16 protein-coding genes are annotated in these 19,607 nt (G+C 75.0%); 10 read left to right on the top strand and 6 right to left on the bottom strand.

Annotation, left to right across the window (positions count from 1 at the left end; all coding sequences use genetic code 11):
- Positions 1-57: 57 nt before the first annotated feature.
- Positions 58-1,518 (bottom strand): MFS transporter, encoded by a 1,461-nt coding sequence (locus ABZ452_RS30165; protein WP_357950111.1) that lies wholly within the window; start codon positions 1,516-1,518, stop codon positions 58-60.
- Between the two features lie 285 nt (positions 1,519-1,803).
- On the opposite strand from ABZ452_RS30165, the gene ABZ452_RS30160 reads away from it, so the two are divergent.
- Positions 1,804-2,385: a TetR/AcrR family transcriptional regulator gene (locus ABZ452_RS30160; protein WP_357950108.1), complete on the top strand. Its 582-nt coding sequence runs from the start codon at positions 1,804-1,806 to the stop codon at positions 2,383-2,385.
- Between the two features lie 90 nt (positions 2,386-2,475).
- Positions 2,476-5,148, top strand: a complete 2,673-nt coding sequence (locus tag ABZ452_RS30155; RefSeq protein WP_357950106.1) for a hypothetical protein — start codon at positions 2,476-2,478, stop codon at positions 5,146-5,148.
- Positions 5,149-5,199: 51 nt separating this feature from the next.
- Here ABZ452_RS30155 and ABZ452_RS30150 read toward each other — a convergent pair whose 3' ends face one another.
- Positions 5,200-6,621 carry an alkaline phosphatase PhoX gene (locus tag ABZ452_RS30150; RefSeq protein ID WP_357950103.1) on the bottom strand — a complete coding sequence of 474 codons (1,422 nt, stop codon included), beginning with the start codon at positions 6,619-6,621 and terminating at the stop codon, positions 5,200-5,202.
- Positions 6,622-6,814: 193 nt separating this feature from the next.
- Between ABZ452_RS30150 and ABZ452_RS30145 the strand changes: the two genes are divergently transcribed.
- The gene (locus tag ABZ452_RS30145) at positions 6,815-9,436 is read left to right on the top strand and encodes an FtsK/SpoIIIE domain-containing protein (RefSeq protein ID WP_357950101.1); all 2,622 of its coding nucleotides are present in this window, start codon (positions 6,815-6,817) and stop codon (positions 9,434-9,436) included.
- The gene (locus ABZ452_RS30140; RefSeq protein WP_357950098.1) at positions 9,433-10,290 is read left to right on the top strand and encodes a hypothetical protein; all 858 of its coding nucleotides are present in this window, start codon (positions 9,433-9,435) and stop codon (positions 10,288-10,290) included. Before ABZ452_RS30145 ends, ABZ452_RS30140 begins: the two co-directional genes overlap by 4 nt.
- On the opposite strand, the gene ABZ452_RS30135 is transcribed toward ABZ452_RS30140, so the two are convergent.
- Positions 10,291-10,575, bottom strand: a complete 285-nt coding sequence (locus tag ABZ452_RS30135; protein WP_357950095.1) for a hypothetical protein — start codon at positions 10,573-10,575, stop codon at positions 10,291-10,293.
- 256 nt (positions 10,576-10,831) lie between these two features.
- On the opposite strand from ABZ452_RS30135, the gene ABZ452_RS30130 reads away from it, so the two are divergent.
- On the top strand, positions 10,832-11,050 hold the full coding sequence (locus ABZ452_RS30130; protein WP_357950092.1) for a winged helix-turn-helix domain-containing protein: 219 nt from the start codon (positions 10,832-10,834) through the stop codon (positions 11,048-11,050).
- 37 nt (positions 11,051-11,087) lie between these two features.
- The gene (locus ABZ452_RS30125; RefSeq protein ID WP_357950089.1) at positions 11,088-11,351 is read left to right on the top strand and encodes a DUF6244 family protein; all 264 of its coding nucleotides are present in this window, start codon (positions 11,088-11,090) and stop codon (positions 11,349-11,351) included.
- A 50-nt stretch (positions 11,352-11,401) separates the two neighbouring features.
- Here ABZ452_RS30125 and ABZ452_RS30120 read toward each other — a convergent pair whose 3' ends face one another.
- Positions 11,402-12,751: a pentapeptide repeat-containing protein gene (locus ABZ452_RS30120; RefSeq protein WP_357950086.1), complete on the bottom strand. Its 1,350-nt coding sequence runs from the start codon at positions 12,749-12,751 to the stop codon at positions 11,402-11,404.
- Between the two features lie 211 nt (positions 12,752-12,962).
- Here ABZ452_RS30120 and ABZ452_RS30115 point away from each other — a divergent pair, with 211 nt between their 5' ends.
- Positions 12,963-13,799: an alpha/beta fold hydrolase gene (locus ABZ452_RS30115; protein WP_357950083.1), complete on the top strand. Its 837-nt coding sequence runs from the start codon at positions 12,963-12,965 to the stop codon at positions 13,797-13,799.
- A gap of 51 nt (positions 13,800-13,850) precedes the next feature.
- Here the strand turns inward: ABZ452_RS30115 and ABZ452_RS30110 are convergent, their stop codons facing one another.
- Together ABZ452_RS30110 and ABZ452_RS30105 are read right to left on the bottom strand one after the other, a co-directional pair.
- A complete protein-coding gene (locus ABZ452_RS30110) occupies positions 13,851-15,428 on the bottom strand; it encodes a GMC family oxidoreductase N-terminal domain-containing protein (protein WP_357950081.1) in 1,578 nt (525 codons plus the stop codon).
- Between the two features lie 76 nt (positions 15,429-15,504).
- Positions 15,505-16,371 (bottom strand): aldo/keto reductase, encoded by an 867-nt coding sequence (locus tag ABZ452_RS30105; RefSeq protein ID WP_357950078.1) that lies wholly within the window; start codon positions 16,369-16,371, stop codon positions 15,505-15,507.
- A gap of 174 nt (positions 16,372-16,545) precedes the next feature.
- Between ABZ452_RS30105 and ABZ452_RS30100 the strand changes: the two genes are divergently transcribed.
- The 3 genes from ABZ452_RS30100 to ABZ452_RS30090 all read left to right on the top strand — a co-directional run bounded on the left by ABZ452_RS30100 (position 16,546) and on the right by ABZ452_RS30090 (position 19,567).
- Positions 16,546-16,911 (top strand): YciI family protein, encoded by a 366-nt coding sequence (locus ABZ452_RS30100; RefSeq protein ID WP_151462389.1) that lies wholly within the window; start codon positions 16,546-16,548, stop codon positions 16,909-16,911.
- A gap of 267 nt (positions 16,912-17,178) precedes the next feature.
- Positions 17,179-18,627 carry a pyruvate kinase gene (gene pyk / locus ABZ452_RS30095; protein WP_357950075.1) on the top strand — a complete coding sequence of 483 codons (1,449 nt, stop codon included), beginning with the start codon at positions 17,179-17,181 and terminating at the stop codon, positions 18,625-18,627.
- 55 nt (positions 18,628-18,682) lie between these two features.
- On the top strand, positions 18,683-19,567 hold the full coding sequence (locus ABZ452_RS30090; protein WP_357950073.1) for an acyl-CoA thioesterase II: 885 nt from the start codon (positions 18,683-18,685) through the stop codon (positions 19,565-19,567).
- The last annotated feature ends 40 nt before the right edge of the window (positions 19,568-19,607 follow it).

The following is a 19,607-nucleotide window of genomic DNA, read 5'->3' as shown; positions in this document are numbered from 1 at the left end:
GGCGGTCCGTCACGGACCGCCGGCCGCCGCCGGTGTGCGGGATGGTGCCAGCCCCGATCAGCGCGCCGGCACCAGTTCGCCGGTCAGCTCCGGCTCGGTGCTCCGCGCCGGCGGGCGACCGTGCCGCGCCCGCGCCTCCCGCCGGCCGGACGGGACGGCCAGGGCGGCCACCGCGGCGGCGAGGGAGATGCCGGTCAGCAGCAGGAAGCCCATCGTGAAGCCGGCCTCCCGGGGCAGCCCGCTCGCCTGCGGGTGGGCGGTGATGACGCTGCTGGCCACCGCGGCGCCGATGGCGCCGCCGATGGTGCGGATGTTGGCGTTCATGCCGGTCGCCACGCCGGTCTGGCGGGCCGGCACGCTGGCCACGATGAGGTTGGCCATCGAGGCGAAGGCCAGCCCGATGCCGAGCCCCACCAGGCCGCCGGCCACGCCGATCTCCCAGCGGGTGTCGTGGGCGACGGTCAGCATGGCCGCGGCGAGCACGTTGAACACGGCGCCGGTGGAGAGCTGCGCCTTGGCGCTGAACCGGGACGCCAGCCGGCCGGCGACGAGGCCGGCCACGAACATGCCGACCAGCATGGGCAGCATGAGCAGCCCGGCCTGGGTGATGCTCGCGCCGAAGCCGTACCCGGCGCTGGTGGGGATCTGCACGAACTGCGGCAGGAAGGCGTAGACGGAGAACATCGACGCGCCGTAGAGCAGGGCGACCAGGTTGGTCGTCCAGACCGCGGGCAGGCGCATCATCCGCATGTCGATGAGCGGGTTCGCCGAGCGGGTCTCGGCCACCAGCCAGCCGGCCAGGAGCGCGCCGGCGAGCGCCAGCAGGCCGAGCACCCGGCCGGAGGTCCAGCCCCAGGTGGCGCCCTTGCTCACGGGCAGCAGCAGCGCCACGAGCCAGCCGGAGAGCAGCAGGGTGGCCGGCCAGCTGATCCGGCCCGGGGTGCGGACCGGCGACTCGGGCACGAACCGGTGCGCCGCGAGCGCGGTGAGGCCGACGACGACCATGGGGATCCAGAACAGCCAGCGGTAGCCCAGGGTGGCGACGATGGGCCCGGCCAGCACGACGCCGAGGCCGCCGCCGGCCGCGACGATCGCCGAGATCGCCGCGACGGCCGAGCTCACCCGGGCGGCGGGGAACTCGTCGCGGATGATGCCGAAGGAGAGCGGGAAGACCGCGCCACCGATGCCCTGGACGACCCGGGCGACGATGAGCATCCCGATGTTGGGCGCGACGGCCGCCAGCAGGCAGCCCAGCGCGAGCGCGGCGAGGGAGACGACCAGGGTCCGTTCCTTGCCGACCATGTCGCCGACCCGGCCGAGGACCGGCGTGAAGATCGACGCGGACAGCAGGTAGGCGGTCAGCACCCAGGTGACGGTGTTCTGCGAGGTGTGCAGGTCGTGCTGGATGGTGGGCAGCACCGGCGTGATCAGCGACTGGAGCATCGCGAAGAAGCCGGCGCCGGCGGCGAGGACGAGGAAGGTCAACCGGCGCGAGTCGCGCCGGACGGTGTCGATCACGGAAATGGCTCCCGTTCGCATGACGTGGGAAGGGTGTTCCGAGTGCCGCTCGCGCGGATCAGCGACGGTGGCGGCCTCAGGTGGCTGAGGTGTCTCAGCGGGTTGCGGGCATGGTGGGACCTCCCGGGTCCGATGTCTGGTTCGCCGGCCACGGCGGGTGGGCTCGGCGGGGAAAGCCGGAGTAAGCTATCCGGAGGCAAGGCTCCGGTCAGTTCCGGAGGGGTGCCTCCACTAACGTAGCGGAGGGGTGCCTCCGGTTGCAAGGGGAGAGGGGTGACGCCCGTCATGGCCAGCGCAGACCAGCTGGGCGAGGTCTTCGCCCGGCGCCCGAAGCGGGCCGACGCCCGGCGGAACTACGACGCGCTCATCGCCGCCGCCCAGGAGGTGTTCGGCGAGTGCGGCGCCGGCGCGTCCCTGGAGGAGATCGCCCGGCGGGCCGGTGTCGGCATCGGCACGCTCTACCGCAACTTCCCGAAGCGACTCGACCTGTTCGAGGCGGTCTACGTCGAGGAGGTGCGCGCGCTCAGCGCCTCCGCCGCCGACCTGGCCGACCGCCCCCCGTGGGACGCCCTCGTCGCCTGGCTGCACCGGTTCGTCGCCTACGTCGGCACCAAGCGGGCCCTCGCCGAGGAGCTGGTGCACGACTCAGAGGTGTTCCGCAGCTGCCGCACCGAGATCTACGCCGCCGGCGAGCCGTTGCTGCGCCGCGCCCAGGAGGCCGGGGCGGCCCGGCCGGACGCCACCTTCGACGACGTGGTCCGGCTGGTCAGCGGCATCATGGCGTACCAGTTCCCCGAGCCGGCCCAGCGCGACCGCGTGCTCGCCATCGCCCTCGACGGCCTGCGCCACCCGGCCGCGCAGCGCTGACGCGGACGGTCCACGAGGGACGCACGGGTTCCCCCGCGTTGCGTCGGGTGTCGACAATGGTGCGACACCCGTCGTGGCCCGGAGGTGACGATGCGCGACCCGGCGACCCGGCACCGGCCCGCCCGGGAGAAGCTCCCCGCGGGCGGCCTCGAACTGCTCTCCCTGCTGGCCCGGCTGCTCCGGCGACCCCGCCGCGGCGACCGCCGGCTGCCCCTGCTCTGGCTGGTCCGGCCGGCGGGTGACGGCGTCGTGGGCGCCCTGCTGCGCCGCTTCGTGGGCCGGGGCAACCGGCGCCGCGTGCCGCACGCCGTGCTGGACCTGGCCGCCCGGCCGGGGCCCGACGACGTCGCGGGAGTGCTGCGCGAGCTGCACCGGCAACTCTCCGTGGAGGCGTTCGGGGCGGCCCGGCTGCGGTTCCGGCACTACCCCCTCGCCGACTGGCTGATGCACCAGACCCTGGCCGTCGGCGTGGACGCCGCGGACAGCGGCCGGGCCGCGCTGGTCCACCGGCTGCGCGACTGGCGGGGCCGGCGGGCCGGCGACGACCCCCAGGTGGGCGGCGGGTCCGCCGTCGGCACCGCGCTCCAGGTGCTGCTCTGGCTGCTGCGCCGGGCCATGCCGAGCGTGCTCTTCCGCATCGCCGTCTCCGGCCGCGTGCCGGTGTTCGGGCGGCAGTACCGCTGGTTCATGCGCCAGCAGTACCTGGCGCCCCGGCAGTCCGTGACGTTCCTCGGCTTCGCCGAGCGGCTCACCGCCGGCTGGCGCGACGGCGAGCACCCGGCCCAGGTGCAGAAGTTGCTGCTGCACGCCTTCCTGGAGGACCTGCGGCAGGCGTACCGGAGGCGGTTCTGGCGGCCGGGTGACTGGCGGCGCACCGCGTACCCGGTCCTGCTGCTCGACGGGGTGAGCCCGGACAACGTCGGGCACACCCTGGTCCGGCTGTTCGACGAGGTGCGCAACGAGACCGGCCGCAACGACCCGTTGCTGGTGGTGGCGGTCGCCGCCGGCCCGCCGCCCGAGCGGGCCGCGTCCCGGCCGGTGGCCCAGGCCGAGGAGGCGTACGAGGAGTGGGCCGAGGCGCTGCCGGAGATCCGGCGGCTGCGCCGCGCCGGCGCCTGGCTCGTGGTGCTGCGGATCGACGCCGAGGACGTCGGCGCACCGATGGGCGTGGCCCCGCCGGGGCTGGTGGCGCCGGAACCGCCCTGGTGGTCGCGGCGGTTCCTGCCGGCCGCGGTGGTCCTGGTGCTGCTGGCCGGGGTGGCGGTGTGGGCCGACGGGCGGTGGGCTCCGGACTGCCGGCCGTGGCCGACCGACCGGGTGAGCGTGCGGCTGGTCGGCGGCGAGTGCGTCGGCTACAGCGACACCGCCGGCCAGGTCTTCAACAGCGAGCCCGGGCAGGACCGGCTCCGCGCGGTGCAGCGGCGGATCTTCGCGCAGAACCGGGCCGCCGAGGAGGTGTGGCGGCGCAGCGACCACCGCCGGCCCTACCTCACCCTGGTCTACCTGGGCAGCCTCACCGGCAACCGCACCCGCGCCGACGAGGAGTCGTACGTCTCCGAACGCGAGGAACTGGAGGGCATGGCGACCGCCCAGTACGCGCTGCTCAAGGAGTCGGCGGCGGCCGACGACGCGGCGCTGCTGCACATCGTGGTGGCCAACGCCGGCCGGCAGATGCGGCACGCCGGCGACGCGGTCCGGCTGCTGGAGGGACTGGCCCGAGACGATCCCACGGTCCTCGGCGTGGTCGGGCTGGTCGACAGCCGCACCAGCACGGCGTCGGCGCTGCGCGAACTCAACCGGGTCGGCCTGCCGGTGCTCGCGCCCACCCTGTCGGCCGACCGGATGGACGCCAACTCCAGCCTCTACCTCGCCATGTCGGCGCCCAACCGCGAGCAGGTCCGGATGGTCGAGGCGTACGCCCGGCAGGTGCTGCGGGTGGGGGAGGCGCACGTCTACTGGACCACCGGCGAGGGCAGCTCCCTGGATGAGGACCTCTACGTCGCCACCCTTGTCGACGGGCTGCGGGAGCGGTTCGGCAGCCAGCTCACCCGGCTCGACGAGTGGCGCAGCGGGCGCCGGATGACCCAGGAGTGCGGCTACTCCGGGATGCTCTTCTTCGCCGGGCGCTGGTCGGAGTTCGACGGGTTCCTGCGGGCGCTCAAGGAGTGCGGCGCCGACCCGCCCCGCCACCTGGTCGCCGACGACTCGGTGAACCGCTACATGGCCAACCCGGGGCTGCGGGCCAGCGCACCGGGCAACCTGCCGGTCACGTACGTGTCGAAGGCCGCCCTGGCGACCTGTGCCGCGCTGCGGGCCGCGCAGGCCCGGCGCGACGACGCCCGGGGCAGCTTCCTCACCTGGATCGGCGCGGACGACCTGCTCGACCCGCCGCGCTGCCGCGACGGCGTCAACGCGCCCGTCGGCGAGCGGGTCAGCCTCGCCTACGACGCCTCGATGATGGTGGTGCGCGCGCTGGAGAGCCTCGCCGCCCGGCTGCGGCACGCCGACACCGGCCGGCGCTGGGATCCCCGCGCGGTCAACCCGGTGGGGGTGCACGCCGAGGTGCTGCGGCAGAACGCCGCCGGCGGCTACCCGGGCGTGGGCGGGCTGATCCGGTACGCCCCGGACTCCGGCGAGCCGGTCGCCAAGCGGCTGGCGCTGCTCACCGTCGCCCGGGTGCCCGACGTGGCCGCCCCGCCGGTCGAGGTGTTCGCCTGCGGGGTGGCCGACGGAGGCCCCGACCCGGGCTGCCGCCCCGGCTGACGCCGCGACGGCCGGCGGCCCCCAGGGGCGCCGCCGGCCGTCACCGTCCGATCAGGACTTGCCGTGGTTGGCGTTGCTCGGCCGGCCCCACGGGCCGGTGATGGCGAAGACGTAACCCGGGGACTGGATGTTGGCGAACAGGATCTTCCCGTCCGCGCTGAACGTCGGGCCGGTGAACTCGCTGTCGTTGAGCTCGTTGCGCGCCAGCGGGTACGCCTTGCCCTGCTCGGTCACGCCGACCAGGTGCGACACGCCCTCGCCGTCCTCGGCCAGGATGACGCCGCCGTAGGGGGAGACGGTGATGTTGTCCGGCCCGTCGAAGTTGCCGTTGTCCGCCTCCGGGTCGGTGTTCACCCCGAAGATGGTCTTCAGCGTCACCGTCTCGGTGCGCGGGTCGTAGAACCAGACCTGGCCGTCGTGCTCGTTGACGCTGCCGTCGTCGTGCCGGGCGAAGCTGGCCACGAAGTACGCGCCGCCGTCGGCCCACCAGGCGCCCTCCAGCTTGCGGCTGCGGGTCACCTCGGCGTCGGTGAACTGCTTGCGCACCGAGACGGTCCGGGCGTCCCGGTCAGGCACGTCCACCCACCGCACCTTGTAGCGGGTGCCCGGCGTGGTGGCCTCCGACAGGTCGGCCACGTGCTGGTTGCCCCGGGAGCAGCTCATCGCCGCGAGGCGGCCGGCGGTGTCCCCGTCGGGGCGCTGGGCGAGCGCGCGCAGCGCGCCCTTGCCGGCGCGGAAGCCGGCCGGCGGGGTCCAGCGGAAGTAGAGGCCGTTGGGGCCGCCCGCGTCCTCGGTCAGGTAGATGGCGTGGGTGTACGGGTCCACCGCCACGGCCTCGTGCGCGTAGCGGCCCAGGAACTTCAGCGCCACCGGGTTCTGGTTCGCGGCCCGGTCGTGCGGGTCCACCTCGAACACGTACCCGTGGTCCTTCAGGTACTGCCCGCCGGCCCGCTGCTCGGTCTCCTCGCAGGTCAGCCAGGTGCCCCACGGGGTGATGCCGCCGGCGCAGTTGTTGTGGGTGCCGGCCACGCTGACGTACTCGCGCAGCCGCCGGCCGCGCCCGTCCACCTCGATGGTGGTGGTGCCGCCCCGGGCGCCCGGGTCGTAGGTCAGCCCGGCCAGCGCCGGCACCGGGTAGGGCTCGTCGCCGCCGATCTCGTGGTTGTTCACCAGCACCGAGCCGTTCGGGCCGCGGAAGCAGCCGGTGCCGTCCGCGTCGCTCGGGGTGGCCTGACCGGACTCCAGCAGGGTCGCGCCCGCCTGGGCGACGATGGTGTACGAGAAGCCCGGAGGCAGCGCCAGCAGGCCGGCCGGGTCCGGCACGAGGTCGCCGTAGCCGACCGCCGGGCGGCACGCGGCCCGGGCCGCCGCCGGGCCGGCGATGGCGTCCAGGCTGCCGGCCACCACGATGCCGAGGCCGGCGGCCGCGCCACCGTGCAGCACGGCCCGGCGGGAGATGGGGGAGGAGGTCACGTCGTCGCCTTCCTGTTCACAGCGTTGCTTCGGGACAGAGGCAAGTCGGGCCGGTGGAACGGCGCCCGGCGAGGACCGCCACCGGCGGATGAACAGTGGACCAACGTCGGGTGCGGGCCGCGTACTGTGCCGGGCCGCCGCGCGTCCGTTAGGGTTCCCCTCGATCGGCTACGGCGGCGTCGGAGGGCGGACGGTGGGCAGGCTCGCGACGGCGTACCGGCAGGCGGTCGCCCTGCACCGGCAGGCCCTGCGCCGGTGGGAGGCCGCCCGGCGGGCCCTCGCCGCCGCCGGACCCGCGCCCGTCGGCAGCCCCGAGCTGGTCGCCCGGCTGGCCCGGCTCGGCGGCGAGCTGGCCGGCCCCGTGCCCGGCACCGCCCGCGCCGCCACCCACCCCGTTCCGGTACGCCTCGGCGAGGCGACCACCGTGGACGGCGGTTTCCCCGTACTGGTGCCGCTGGGCGCGGGCGCCCACCTCGCCGTCGACACCGACGCCCGGGACCCGCGGGTCGGCGAGCTGCTGCGGGCCGTCGTGGTGCGGCTGCTCGCCGCCGCGCCGGCCGGCACGGTCCGCGTGGCCGGCATCGACCCGGCCGCGTTCGGCGCCGCCTTCCTGCCGCTGCGCCCCCTGCTCGATGCGGGCGTGCTCGGCCCGGCCGCCACCACCATGGCGGAGACGACCGCCCTGCTGGACGCGGCCGAACGGCACGCCCGCACCGCCCTGGGAGCCGCTCCGGAGGACCGGGAGCTGCTGCTGGTCGTCGCCGCGTCCGCCCCGCCGCCGCGCGAGCTGGCCCGGCTCGCCGCGCTCACCCACGCCGGGCCCGCCGCGGCGGTCTGCGTGCTGCTGGCCGGCCACCCGGCGGCCGGCGCGGCGGAGGCCCCGCCGCTCGGCGCCACCACCCACCTGCGACTCAACGAGCGGTACGCCCTGGTCGGCGACCCGCCCGGCCGCCCGTTCAGCGCCGACGGCAGCGGCCTGGCCGCCCCGGTGCTGCTTGACGGGGACCCGTCCCACGCGACCGTGACCGGGCTGGCCCGGCGGCTCGCCGAGGCCGTCCGGCGGGCCACCGAGGTCAGCTTCACCGACCTGCTGCCGGCCCGGCGCTGGGCCGAGTCGTCCGCCACCGGCCTGCGTACCGTGCTCGGCCGCGCCAGGGAACCGGTCACCGTGGCCTTCGACGACGCCACCCCGCACTGGCTCGTCGGCGGGCGCACCGGCGCCGGCAAGACCGTGTTCCTGCTCGACGTGCTCTACGGGCTGGCCGCCCGCTATTCCCCGGCCGAACTCCAGCTCTTCCTGCTCGACTTCAAGGAGGGCGTCAGCTTCACCGAGTTCGTGCCCACCGAGCGGGACCCGTCCTGGCTGCCGCACGCCCGCGCCGTGGGCATCGAGTCCGACCGCGAATACGGCCTGGCCGTGCTGCGCGAGCTGCGCGCCGAGCTGACCCGCCGGGCCGACCTGCTCAAGCGGCACGGCGTCAGCAAGCTCGCCGACCTGCCGCCGAACGCCCGGCCGCCCCGGATCGTCACCGTGGTCGACGAGTTCCAGGTGCTGTTCGCCGGCAACGACCCCCTCGCCCGGCAGGCCGTCGACCTCGTCGAGGAACTGGCCCGCAAGGGCCGCTCGTACGGCCTGCACCTGGTGCTGGCCAGCCAGAGCACCACCGGCATCGAGGCCCTCTACGGCCGGGCCGAGGCGATCTTCGGCCAGTTCCCGCTCCGGGTCGCCCTGCCCGGCGGGAGCGGGGTGCTCGACCCGCTCAACGACGCCGCGAAGACGCTGACCCTCGGCACGGCCGTGGTCAACACCGCCGGGGGCACGGCCGGCGCGGACACCGAGGTCCACTTCCCCGACGCGCACGCCGCCGCGGCCGACCTCGCCGCCCTGCGGCACGAGCTGTTCGCCGCCCGGCCCACCGGCGCCCGCCCACCCGCCGTCTTCCGCGGCTACGAGACGCCCCGGCTCGCCGACGACCCCGCCTGGGCGGCCCTGGCTCCCGGCGCCGAGCCGCCGCTCGCCCTGGTCGGCCGCACCGTCGACGTGGCCGGCAGCCCGGCCGGGTTCCGCCTCGACGCCAGCCCCGGCCGGCACCTGGCCGTGGTGGGCACGGCCGCGACCGGCCCGGACGTGCTCCGGTCGGCCGCCCTCAGCCTGGCCCGGCAGCACGCCCCTGGCACGGCCCGCTTCCTGTTCGTCCCCCTGGCGCCGGGCACCACCGGCACCGCCGACGACCTGGCCATGACCCTGGCCGCCGCCGGCCACCCGGTCCGCCGCCTCGACGCGGCCGCCCTCCGCACCCACCTCGCCGAGCTGGCCGCCCCGCCCGCCCCGCCCACCGGCTCCGCCGCGCCCGTCCCGCCCACCGACCCTGCCGCGCCCGCCCGTCCCAGCGCCGCCGATCAACGGCCCGGGCCGTCCGCCCCGCCCGCGTCCGGGCCGGCCGCGCGGACCTACCTGGTGGTGTTCGGAATGGACGCCGCGGCCGGTGCGCTCGCCGCGACCGACCCGGAGACGTTCCGCTCCGGGCACGACGACCTGCGTGCGGTGCTGCGCCAGGGCCCCGCGCACGGGGTGCACCTGCTCGGGTGGTGGCGCGGGCTGCGCCGGCTCGCCGAGGACCTCGGCGGCAGCCAGAACCGCGACGACGTGGCCTGCCTCGTCGCGCTGAACGTGCCCGCCGCCGACCTCGGGCTGCACCTGGGCGCGCACGACCTCGGCTACGCCCCGCGCGACGGCCGGGCCCTGCTGGTCGACCGGCACGAGCACCGCACCGCCCTGGTCGTGCCCTTCGTCGGCGACGGAGACGAGTCGTGACCGGGTTCGACGAGTACGCGGCCCTGATCCGCGAGCTCTCCACCCGGCAGCGGGGTGGCGAGCGGGCGGTCGCCGCCGAGGCCGAACGCCGGCGCACCCTCCAGTCCACCGTCGACCAGCTCGGCCGGCGGCTCGCCGCCCAGGGGCAGCGCCTCGACCAGCTCGGCCAGGCCATCGACCTGCCGATGCGCGCGGTACCGGCCGAGGCCCCGGACGCGCCGGCCGTCCCGGTCGGCGCCCCGCCGGGAGCGGGACCCGCCGGGCACTCCGGGGGCCCGGCCGGGCCTGCCGCGGGATCGGTCGGGCCGGCGCCGGTGCCGGCCGGCGCGGGGGCACCCGGAACCGGGGACGGGGCGACCGGCGGCGCAGCCGTCGCGCCGGGGCGGCTGGGGGTCGGGGCGTATCCCGAGGGAACGTTGCCCGGTCCGCGTGCGGGTGACCCGGCGACGGAGCTGGCCGCGGCCGCGCAGCTGGCCGACGAGGCCGACCGGCACGGGGCGCAGGCCGAGGCCCTGGCGCGGCGGCCCGTGCTGCTGCCCACCTGGTCGGCGCCGGCCCGGGCGGTCGCCGTCTACGCGGCCTGCGCGCTGGCCGGCTCCCTGCTCATGCTGGTGGCGCTGGTCGGCTCGCCGCTGCCGGCCACCGGGCTGGACCTGGTGGCCGCCGTCTCGTGCGCCGGTGTCCCGCTGCTGTCCTTCCTGGCCGGACACCTGGTGCTCGGGCGCTGGGGTCGCCCGGTGATCGGGGGCGACACGCCGCCGGGGCGGTACGTGCCGCTCGGCTTCGTGATCTGCGCGCTGGTCGCCCCGGCGCTGTTCTGCCTCTACTTGGTGGTGTTCCGGCTGTTGAGCTGATCAGGAGGCGGCGCGGACGCGCGCGTGGCGGACCAGTTGGGCGAAGCGCACCTCCGAGCACGGGTATTCCTCGCCGCAGCCGCAGAGCCAGCGGGTCACCTTCCGGGGCGGATGCGCGAAGAGGACATCGTCGGCGTCCTCCAGATCCTGCCGCGACACGAAGGCCTGCGGGCCGTCGCGGCCCGCCGGGCCCGTGGGTGGAACGCCATGGAGGTCATCCGGGTCGTTTGACCTCCATGGCGTTCCACCGACCGGCGGATCCTCGGCGTGGGGGACGTCGTCCATGGTGGTCTCCTTGCCGGGTCGGGGAGAGGGCAGGCCGGCGGGGGCCTGCCGGCAGGCCAACGGCACGCCCGGCCGTCCAGGGGGACCGGCCGACCGGGCGCTCTGCGCGGTGGGAACGACCAGCCCGGGTTTGCAGACCTGGGAGCCGGTCGATTCGAACTTTACACAACTAGTCACTTAAAGCAAGCGCGACATCACGTTACTTGTCATGAGAAGTGGCCCGTGATCGAATGGCGGTGCAGACCTGGGAGTACAGATGCCCGTCAAACCCAAGTGGGAACAGCTCGCGGATCAGATCCGGAGTCAGATCGAGTCCGGCGATCTTGCGCCCGGCGATCAGTTACCGTCCACGGCGCAGCTCAAGGCGCAGCACGGCGTGTCGGCGACGGTCGTGCGCCAGGCGATCCTGGTCCTGCAGACCCAGGGATGGGTGCAGGGCGTGCACGGTCTTGGTGTCTTCGTGGCGGAGCGCTAATGCCGATCGGTCGATCCGGGCGACGTGGGGAGGGCGCGTGAGCGCAGCGGACATCATCGCGAGGCTGGCCGCGGCGGCCCAGAAGCTGGATGAGGCGAAGGCCAGGACGGCCGCCGCGGCCCAGGACGCCGCCGAGGCCCGGGCGCTGGTGGCCGGCGCCCTGGAGGGTGTGGCGGCCGGGCCGTTGCTCAACATGATCGACGCCTACCGGCAGGCGCTCGGCCAGGCGGCCCAGGGCGGCGAGCCGGCCCGCCAGCACGTCCAGGAGACGATCGCCAAGGTCCAGGCGCTGGGCAGCTGAGCCTCGGCTCGCGGGTCGAGCCGGGTTCGCCCCGGACCGGCGCCAGTTCGTCAGGGATCGGTGAGGACGAGCCACTCGTCGTCGCGCCGCCCGACGGTGGTGTCCGGCGGCCAGACGTGGGCCACGGACGTCGACGCGCGGGCCTGGTCGACCAGCGGCCGGCGGGCCAGTGTGGCCCCCTCGAAGCGGGCCCGGCCGTGGAACACGGCCCGGCCGAAGTTGGCGGCCCCCTCGAAGCGGGCCCCCTCGAACCACGCCTCCTCGCCGAACTCGGTCCAGCGGAACAGCGCCAGGTCGGCGAACCGCGCCCGGCGGAAGCCCGCGTACGCCTCGAAGGTGGCGTGCTCCATGGACAGTCCGGCCAGGAAGACCGCCTCCCGGAAGCTGGCGCTGCCCGCGAACCGGGCCCGGTCGAAACTGCTGGGCTGCCGCAGCGTGGCGCCGCGGAACGAGACCGGTCCGAAGCTCGTCCCGTTGCAGGACAGCATGCCGCCGAGGTCGGCCCGGTCGAAGCTCACCCGGCCCGCGAAGCGGGCGCCGTCCAGCACGAGTTCCGCGTCGCCGGTGAGATCCTCGAACACCGCGTCGGCGAACTCGGCGGTCAGCAGGAGCCGTCCGCGCACGACCGCCCCGGCGAAGCTGGTGGTGCCGGTGCAGACCGCTCCGGTGAGGTCCAGGTCCACGAGGGTGCAGCCGGCGGCGTCGAAGTCGTGCAGCCGGGCGCCGGTGAGGTCCAGCGCGATGCCGGGCCACCAGCCCTCGCCGTCCGCGCGGAGGTGCCGGGTGAGCATCCGCTGCGCGGTGCGGCGCACCTCGGTCTCGCGCGGGTCGTCCGGCGCCGGCATCCGGAGGTACGCGCAGAGCACCGCCACGATCGTCGGCCGCTGCCCCGGGTTGTCCTGACCGAGCCGTTCCAGGGCGTGCAGGCCGCCGAGCCGTACCGCGGGGTTGTCGCTGCCGACCAGCTCGATGGCCCGGACGTACAGCTCGGTGAGCCGCCGCTCGGCGGCGTCGTGCTCGACGGCGGTGGCCTGCCGCTCCTGGTGCCGCTGCCCGGCGTCGGCGACCGTCTCGGCGTGTGCCTGCACCCGGTCGCGGTGCGCCTGGTCGCGTTCGGCCACGGCCTCCTGGTGCCGCTGCCCGCGTTCGTTGATCCACTGTCGACGGGCGGCGAGCAGCAGCGCCAGCCCGCCGCCGGTGCCGGCGACCACCGTGAGGCCGGTGCGGATGGCGTCGACGCGCAGCGTGGCCCGGGTGTCCGGCTGGGCGGCCCGATCCGCCTCGGCGAGCAGCAGGTCCAGCACCAGCCAGCCGAGCCCGACGGCGAGCAGAAGCCCGAGCAGCGCCAACCACCAGGGCATCACCCGGAGCGGCTTCTCCGGCGTCGGTGGGGCGGACACGGCTTTCAGCATGCCATCCGTGCCGGCCGGCCGGGGGACCGCTCGACGCCGGATACGCCGCTTTGTGCCCCCTGCGGAACAACGGGTTACCAGCGCGTAACTTTCCATTGACGTGTGTGAAATCGGACACGCATCATCGTTTCCACGATCGATCGGATCCCCCCACCCGTCCCTCCCGGAACATCGGGGCCTCCCACCGGAGGTGCAGCCCATGCTGCTCCGAACGATCCTGGCCGCCGCCACCACCGCCGCCACCGCCCTGCTCGTCCCGGCCACCGCCGCCCTCGCCGAGCCCACGACGACCGCAGCCGCCACCACCACCACCGCCACCTCGACCGGCAGCGCCGAAGCCGGCACGGCCGAGGCCGTCCAGTCCGCTGCCGCCGCCGGCGCCGACCCGGTCATCGTGGTCGGCGGCCTGATCGGAATCTCCATCGCCTACGAGCCGATCGCCGCCCGGCTGCGCGCCGACGGCTACCGGGTCTCCATCTACCAGTTGCCGAACCTCGGTTTCGGCGACATCCGCGAATCCGCCCGGGCCCTGTCGTCCTATGTCGACCAGGTCCGCTCCGCCACCGGGGCGGCCAAGGTGGATCTGGTCACCCACTCCGAGGGTGGCCTGGTCTCCCGCTGGTACGTCAAGTTCCTCGGTGGCGCCGCCAAGGTCGACCAGTACGTCAGCCTGGGCAGCCCGCAGCAGGGCACCTACGTCGCCAACATCATCAACTTCCTGGGGCTGGGCAGCTGCGCGGGCATCGTCGCCTGCCAGCAGATGTCCATCGGGTCCAGCTTCCTGGCCGACCTGAACGGCGGCGACGACACCCCGGGCGCGGTCCGCTGGACCACCGTCCGCACCTGGCAGGACGAGCTGGTGCGCCCGGTCGACAACGCCTCCCTCGCCGACGGCGCCACCAACGTCCTGGTGCAGGCGTGGTGCCCGCTGCGGATCGTCGGACACCTCGGCCTGGTCCTCGACGGCACCACCTACAGCGTCGTGCGGCAGGTGCTCGCCGGCGCCGCGATCCGCCCCAACTGTTTCGCGCTCTGAGATCGGATCCGGGCTCGACGGTCGCCGCGCCGGCGGCCGTCGAGCCCTCGCTCACCCGGCGGCCGGGTCGAGGATGAGGTCGGCCGCCCGCCAGGCCAGCGCGGTCACCGGCGCGCTGGTCCAGCCGGACACCATGACGGGCAGCACCGACGCGTCGACCACCCGCAGCCCGCTCACCCCGCGCACCCGGAGCCGGGGGTCGACGACGTGCTCGTCGTCCGCGCCCATGGCGCAGGTGCCGATGGCGTGGTAGCCGCAGTAGCCGTGCGCCCGCCCGGCCTCGATGATCTCCTCGTCGGTCTGGACCGCCGGTCCGGGCAGGGTCTCCGCCGCGATCCGCTTGGCGATCGGCCCGGTGGCGAACAGGTCCCGCACGAGGCGCACCGCGTCCACGGCGACCCGGCGGTCGTGCGCGGTGGCGAAGTAGTTCGCCACGATCGCCGGCGGCGTACGGGGGTCGGGGTCGGTGATCGCCAGGCGGCCCTCGCTGTCGGGGCGGGTCACCGTGCCCAGGCACAGCAGGCCCGACTCCCGCTCCAGCTCCAGGGCCCGGCCGGGGCGCGGCGGCGCCGCGGAGAAGGGCGCCATGAGCAGGTGCACGTCCGGGCGGTCCAGCTCCGGACGGGACCGGACGTGGGCCGCGACGTCCATCACCGGCAGGGCGAGCGGGCCACCGCGGGTGGCCAGGTAGCGCAGGGCGGCGCGGGCCTGGCCCAGCGGGCTGCCCAGCCGGGCGTTGTAGCCGCCGGCCTCGGCCAGCCGGTACTGCACGGGGATCGGCCGGTGCTCCCGCAGGCCCGCGCCCACCCGGGGCCGGTCGAGCAGCACCGGGACGCCCGCGGCGCGCAGGGTGTCGGCCGGCCCGATGCCGGAGACCTGCAACAGGTGCGGGGTGGCGAGGGCGCCCGCCGCGAGGATCACCTCGGCGGCCGCCCGGTGGTCGACCTCCCGGCCCCGGTGCGCGACCCGTACGCCGACCGCCCGGCCGCCCTCCACCAGCACGCGCAGGGCGACGGTGTCGACCGCGACGGTCAGGTTCGGCCGCTGCCGGACCGGATGCAGGAAGGCGTCGGCGGCGGTGACCCGGCGCCCGGCGCGGATGGTGGCCGTGACGTAGCCGATCCGCTCGCCGTCGCCGGCGTCGAGGTCGTCGACCCGGCGCCAGCCCAGCTCCGCCCCGGTCTCCAGCATCTCCTCGCAGAGCGGGTCGGTGCCGGTGGCGACGGACAGGCGCACCGGGCCGCCGCCGCCGCGCGACGGGTGGTCCGCCAACCTCTCGAAGATCGGCCGCATGGCCGACCAGCCCCAGCCGAGGGGTGCCAGCGCGTCCCAGTCCGCCGCCGCGCCGCGGCTCCAGATCATGCCGTTGATGGCCGTCGAGCCGCCGATCAGCCGGCCGCGCTGCCAGGTCTCGCGCCGCCCCGGCGCGACGGTCGCCGGATAGTGCCAGGCCGTGCGCGGGCCGTCCATGAGCCGGGCGAACGCCTTGGGTACGCGCACGAAGGGGCTGCGGTCCCACCCGCCCGCCTCGATCAGCAGCACCCGGGTGCCCGGGTCCTCGCTGAGCCGGTTGGCCAGCACGCACCCGGCCGCCCCGGCACCGACGATCACGTAGTCGAAACCGTCCACTCCGGACCCCCGCTCGTCCCGGGCGTGAGAATCCTTCTGACGGTAGCGGCTCGATCACGCTTCGGAAAGGGGCCGGTCAGGCGGCCTTGGCGAGCGCCTCGAACTCCTCGTCGCTGAGCCGCACCTCGGCTGCGGCCACGTTCTCCTCCAGGTGCGCCACGGACGACGTACCCGGAATGGGGAGCACGACCGGCGACCGGCGCAACAGCCAGGCGAGGGCGAGCTGCGCGGGCGTCGCGCCGTGGTCGGTGGAGATCGCGTCCAGCGGGCCGCCCGGCCGGGCCAGGTTGCCGGTGGCGATCGGGAACCACGGGATGAACGCCAGGTCGTTGCGCTCGCAGTGGTCCAGCACGTCCTCGGCGCTGCGGTCGGCGAGGTTGTAGAGGTTCTGCACCGACACCACCGGGGTGATCTTCCGGGCCGCCTCGATCTGCTCCACGCTCACCTCGGAGAGCCCGATGTGCCGCACCTTCCCCTCCTGCTGGAGCAGCGCCAGCTCGCCGAGCTGGTCCTCCAGCGGCACCTTCGCGTCGATCCGGTGCAGCTGGTAGAGCGGGATGCAGTCCAGCCCCAGGTGGCGCAGGCTCAGCTCGCACTGCTGGCGCAGGTACTCGGGGCGGCCCACCGGCCGCCAGTCGCCCGGGCCGGAGCGGGTCAGCCCGGCCTTGGTCGCGATGACCAGGTCCTCGGCGTACGGGTGCAGCGCCTCCTTGATGAGCAGCTCGCTCACGAAGGGGCCGTAGGAGTCGGCCGTGTCGATGAACGTCACGCCCAGCTCGTACGCGCGGCGCAGCACCCGCACCGCCTCGGCCGGGTCCTTCGGATCGCCCCAGACCCCGGGGCCGGTGAGCTGCATGGCCCCGTAGCCGAGCCGGTCGACCTGGAGGTCGCCGCCGATCCGGTAGGTGCCCGAGGCCTTCGCGGGCCCGGTGCTGGTCGCCATGGCGGTCCTCCTGCGCGTCGTCGTCGGCGGCGGTCGCCGCCCCGACCGGAAGTCTTTCCCGCGAATCGCCGCCGTCAACGTCCGGGCGTGGGTGTTTCCGCCAGTTGCGGCGAGCGACCCCGGGGGCGGGGACCGCCGTGCGACGCTGTGCGGAACGGTGGTCTGGAGGTGCGCATGGCCGCGACGCCACGGCTCGACTTCGCGCTCGACACGTACGAGTGCATCGTGCTCTACCCGGGGCCGTCGGGCCGGGCCCTGCCGGAGGAGACCGTGCAACGGCTCCAGGCCGAGCACATCCAGCACATCCGGGCGCTGCAACGGCGGGGCATCGTCCTGGTCGACGGCTCGGTCGACGGCCCGGCCCGCGAGCCGGACCCGCCGATCGGCTTCGGCCTGGCCCGCACCGGCTCGGTCGACGACGTCCGCAGCGTGATGGAGGCCGACCCGGCGGTGCAGGCCGGGCTCTACCGCGTCGAGGTGCTCACGTTCCTCTGCCCGGCCGGCTCGCTGGAGTTCCCGCTCGCCAAGACGCAGAGCTGACCGTCTCCCGGGCGGCCGCGGGGTCCCCTCGCGTCCCCGCGCCCCGCCACGACCCGCGGCGCCCGTCGATCTCCGGGAGCGCTCCGACGAGGGCGGAACGCGAGCGGGTACGATTTCCGCCGCGCGGTCGCCGATGCCCGCGACACACGACGCCCCCGTGCGGTGCAGCACCGCCCGCCGGCGCGGGTATCGCGCGTCGTCTGGACAACTGTTCCGCAGTCCGAAAGGGGCCGGCCGGCAGGTCGACCCGGAGGAGAGACTAGCCTGATGGGCGTGACACGCCGCGCGAAAATCGTCTGCACCCTCGGCCCCGCCACCTCGTCCCCCGAGCGCATCCGGGGCCTGGTAGAGGCGGGCATGAACGTGGCGAGGCTGAACTTCAGCCACGGCAGTCACGAGGACCACGAGTCCGTCTACCGGCTGGTCCGCGAGGCGGCCGACGCGTCCGGGCAGCCGGTCGCCGTGCTCGCCGACCTCCAGGGTCCCAAGATCCGCCTCGGCAGGTTCGCCGACGGCCCCCACGAGTGGCGCACCGGCGACTCGGTCGTCATCACCGGCGACGAGATCCTCGGCACCAAGGACCGGGTCTCCTGCACCTACCGCAAGCTGCCGCAGGAGGTGAAGCCGGGCGACCGGCTGCTGATCGACGACGGCCGGGTCGCCGTTGAGGTCAGCGACGTGAGCGGCAACGACATCCGCGTCCTGGTCACCGAGGGCGGCCCGGTCTCCAACAACAAGGGCGTCTCCCTGCCGAACGTGGCGGTCAGCGTGCCCGCCATGTCGGAGAAGGACGCCGACGACCTGCGCTTCGCCCTCCGCCTGGGCGTCGACCTGATCGCGCTCTCCTTCGTCCGCTCGCCCGAGGACATCAAGCTCGTCCACTCGATCATGGCTGAGGAGGGCGTCCAACGCCCGGTGCTGGCCAAGGTCGAGAAGCCCGAGGCGGTCGACCACCTGGAGGCGATCGTGCTCGCCTTCGACGGCGTCATGGTGGCCCGCGGCGACCTCGGCGTCGAGCTGCCGCTGGACCAGGTGCCGCTGGTGCAGAAGCGGGCCGTGCAGCTCTGCCGGGAGAACGCCAAGCCGGTCATCGTGGCCACCCAGATGCTCGACTCCATGATCGAGAATTCGCGCCCCACCCGCGCCGAGGCCTCGGACGTGGCCAACGCGGTGCTCGACGGCGCGGACGCGGTGATGCTCTCCGGCGAGACCAGCGTCGGCAAGTACCCGGTGCTCACGGTCAGCACCATGGCGAAGATCGTCACCACCACCGAGGCCGGCTCGATCGGCGTGCCGCGGCTGCAGCACGACCCGCGTACCCACGGTGGCGCGCTCACCGTGGCCGCCTCCTCGATCGCCCGGGCCATCGGCGCCAAGGCCATGGTCGCCTTCTCCCAGACCGGCGACACCGTCAAGCGGCTCGCCCGGCTGCACTGCGACCTGCCGCTGCTGGCCTTCACCCCGGTGCCGGAGGTGCGCAACCAGCTCGCGCTCTCCTGGGGCGTGGAGACGTTCCTCATGCCGTTCGTCGAGCACACCGACGACATGTTCCGCCAGGTCGACCAGGCGCTGCTCGGGCTCAACCGGGCCAACCCCGGCGACTACGTGGTGATCGTGGCGGGCAGTCCGCCCGGCACCCCCGGCTCCACCAACACCCTGCGCGTGCACCAGCTCGGCTCGCTGGTGGACGCCGCCTCGGCCCGGGCGCTTCAGTGAGCGCGAGGACCGAGCTGGCTTGGCGAGCCCCGCAGCCGCGAACGGAGACGCCTCAGTGAGCGAGAGTCCGGTGGCGACCGGTCAGGCCGCGGTCGACCAGCTCCTGGAGGTGCTGGACCTCGACCAGACCGGCGGGATGACCTTCCGCGGGATCAGCCCGCCGGTGGGCCCGCAGCGGGTCTACGGCGGCCAGGTCGCCGGCCAGGCCCTGGTCGCCGCCGGACGCACCGTCGACGCGGAGCGCTTCGTGCACTCCCTGCACGGCTACTTCGTCCGCCCCGGCGACCCCGTCGAGCCGATCGAATACCAGGTGGAGAACGTCCGGGACGGGCGGTCCTTCTCGGTGCGCCGCTCCGTGGCGCTCCAGCACGACAAGCCGATCTTCTTCATGTCGGCCTCGTTCCAGCGGCAGGAGGAGGGGCTGGACCACCACGCGCCGGTCCCGCCCGACGTGCCCGCCCCGGACGACGTCCCGACCATGACCGACCGGCTCTCCCGCTACCCGGAGCGCCTGGGCATCTGGGGCCAGATCCCCCGCCCCATCGACGTCCGCTACGTCGGCGAGCCCGGCTGGGTACGCCCCGGCGACCGCCCCGCCGAACCCCACCAGCGGGTCTGGATGCGCCTCGACGGCAAGCTCCCCGACGACCCGCTGCTGCACGCCTGCGCCCTCACCTACGCCTCCGACCTGACCCTGCTCGACTCGGTGCTGTCGGTGCACGGCGAAGTGTGGGGGCCCGGGGGAGTGGTGGGCGCGAGCCTCGACCACGCGCTGTGGTTCCACCGGTCGTTCCGCGCCGACGAGTGGTTCCTCTACGACTGCTGGAGCCCGTCGGCGTCCGGCGCCCGGGGCCTGGCCACCGGCCGGATGTTCACCACCGACGGCCGGCACATCGCCAGCGCCGTGCAGGAGGGGCTGCTGCGCCGGGTCGGCGCCTGACCGCCGGATCCGTGACCGTTCGGCCGAGGGTCGGGAAACC

The organism is Micromonospora sp. NPDC005707, assembly GCF_040631005.1.
Taxonomy (GTDB): Bacteria; Actinomycetota; Actinomycetes; order Mycobacteriales; family Micromonosporaceae; genus Micromonospora.
Note: the sequence above shows the minus strand (reverse complement) of the source record. Positions and strands in the feature narration are given on the sequence as shown.

Bases quoted from the DNA above. Each gene is read 5' to 3' on its own strand.
- ABZ452_RS30100 (WP_151462389.1), top strand. From the start codon at position 16,546: ATGGCCGCGACGCCACGGCTCGACTTCGCGCTCGACACGTACGAGTGC.
- ABZ452_RS30130 (WP_357950092.1), top strand. From the start codon at position 10,832: ATGCCCGTCAAACCCAAGTGGGAACAGCTCGCGGATCAGATCCGGAGT.
- ABZ452_RS30160 (WP_357950108.1), top strand. From the start codon at position 1,804: ATGGCCAGCGCAGACCAGCTGGGCGAGGTCTTCGCCCGGCGCCCGAAG.
- ABZ452_RS30155 (WP_357950106.1), top strand. From the start codon at position 2,476: ATGCGCGACCCGGCGACCCGGCACCGGCCCGCCCGGGAGAAGCTCCCC.
- pyk (WP_357950075.1), top strand. From the start codon at position 17,179: ATGGGCGTGACACGCCGCGCGAAAATCGTCTGCACCCTCGGCCCCGCC.
- ABZ452_RS30115 (WP_357950083.1), top strand. From the start codon at position 12,963: ATGCTGCTCCGAACGATCCTGGCCGCCGCCACCACCGCCGCCACCGCC.
- ABZ452_RS30105 (WP_357950078.1), bottom strand. From the start codon at position 16,371: ATGGCGACCAGCACCGGGCCCGCGAAGGCCTCGGGCACCTACCGGATC.
- ABZ452_RS30135 (WP_357950095.1), bottom strand. From the start codon at position 10,575: ATGGACGACGTCCCCCACGCCGAGGATCCGCCGGTCGGTGGAACGCCA.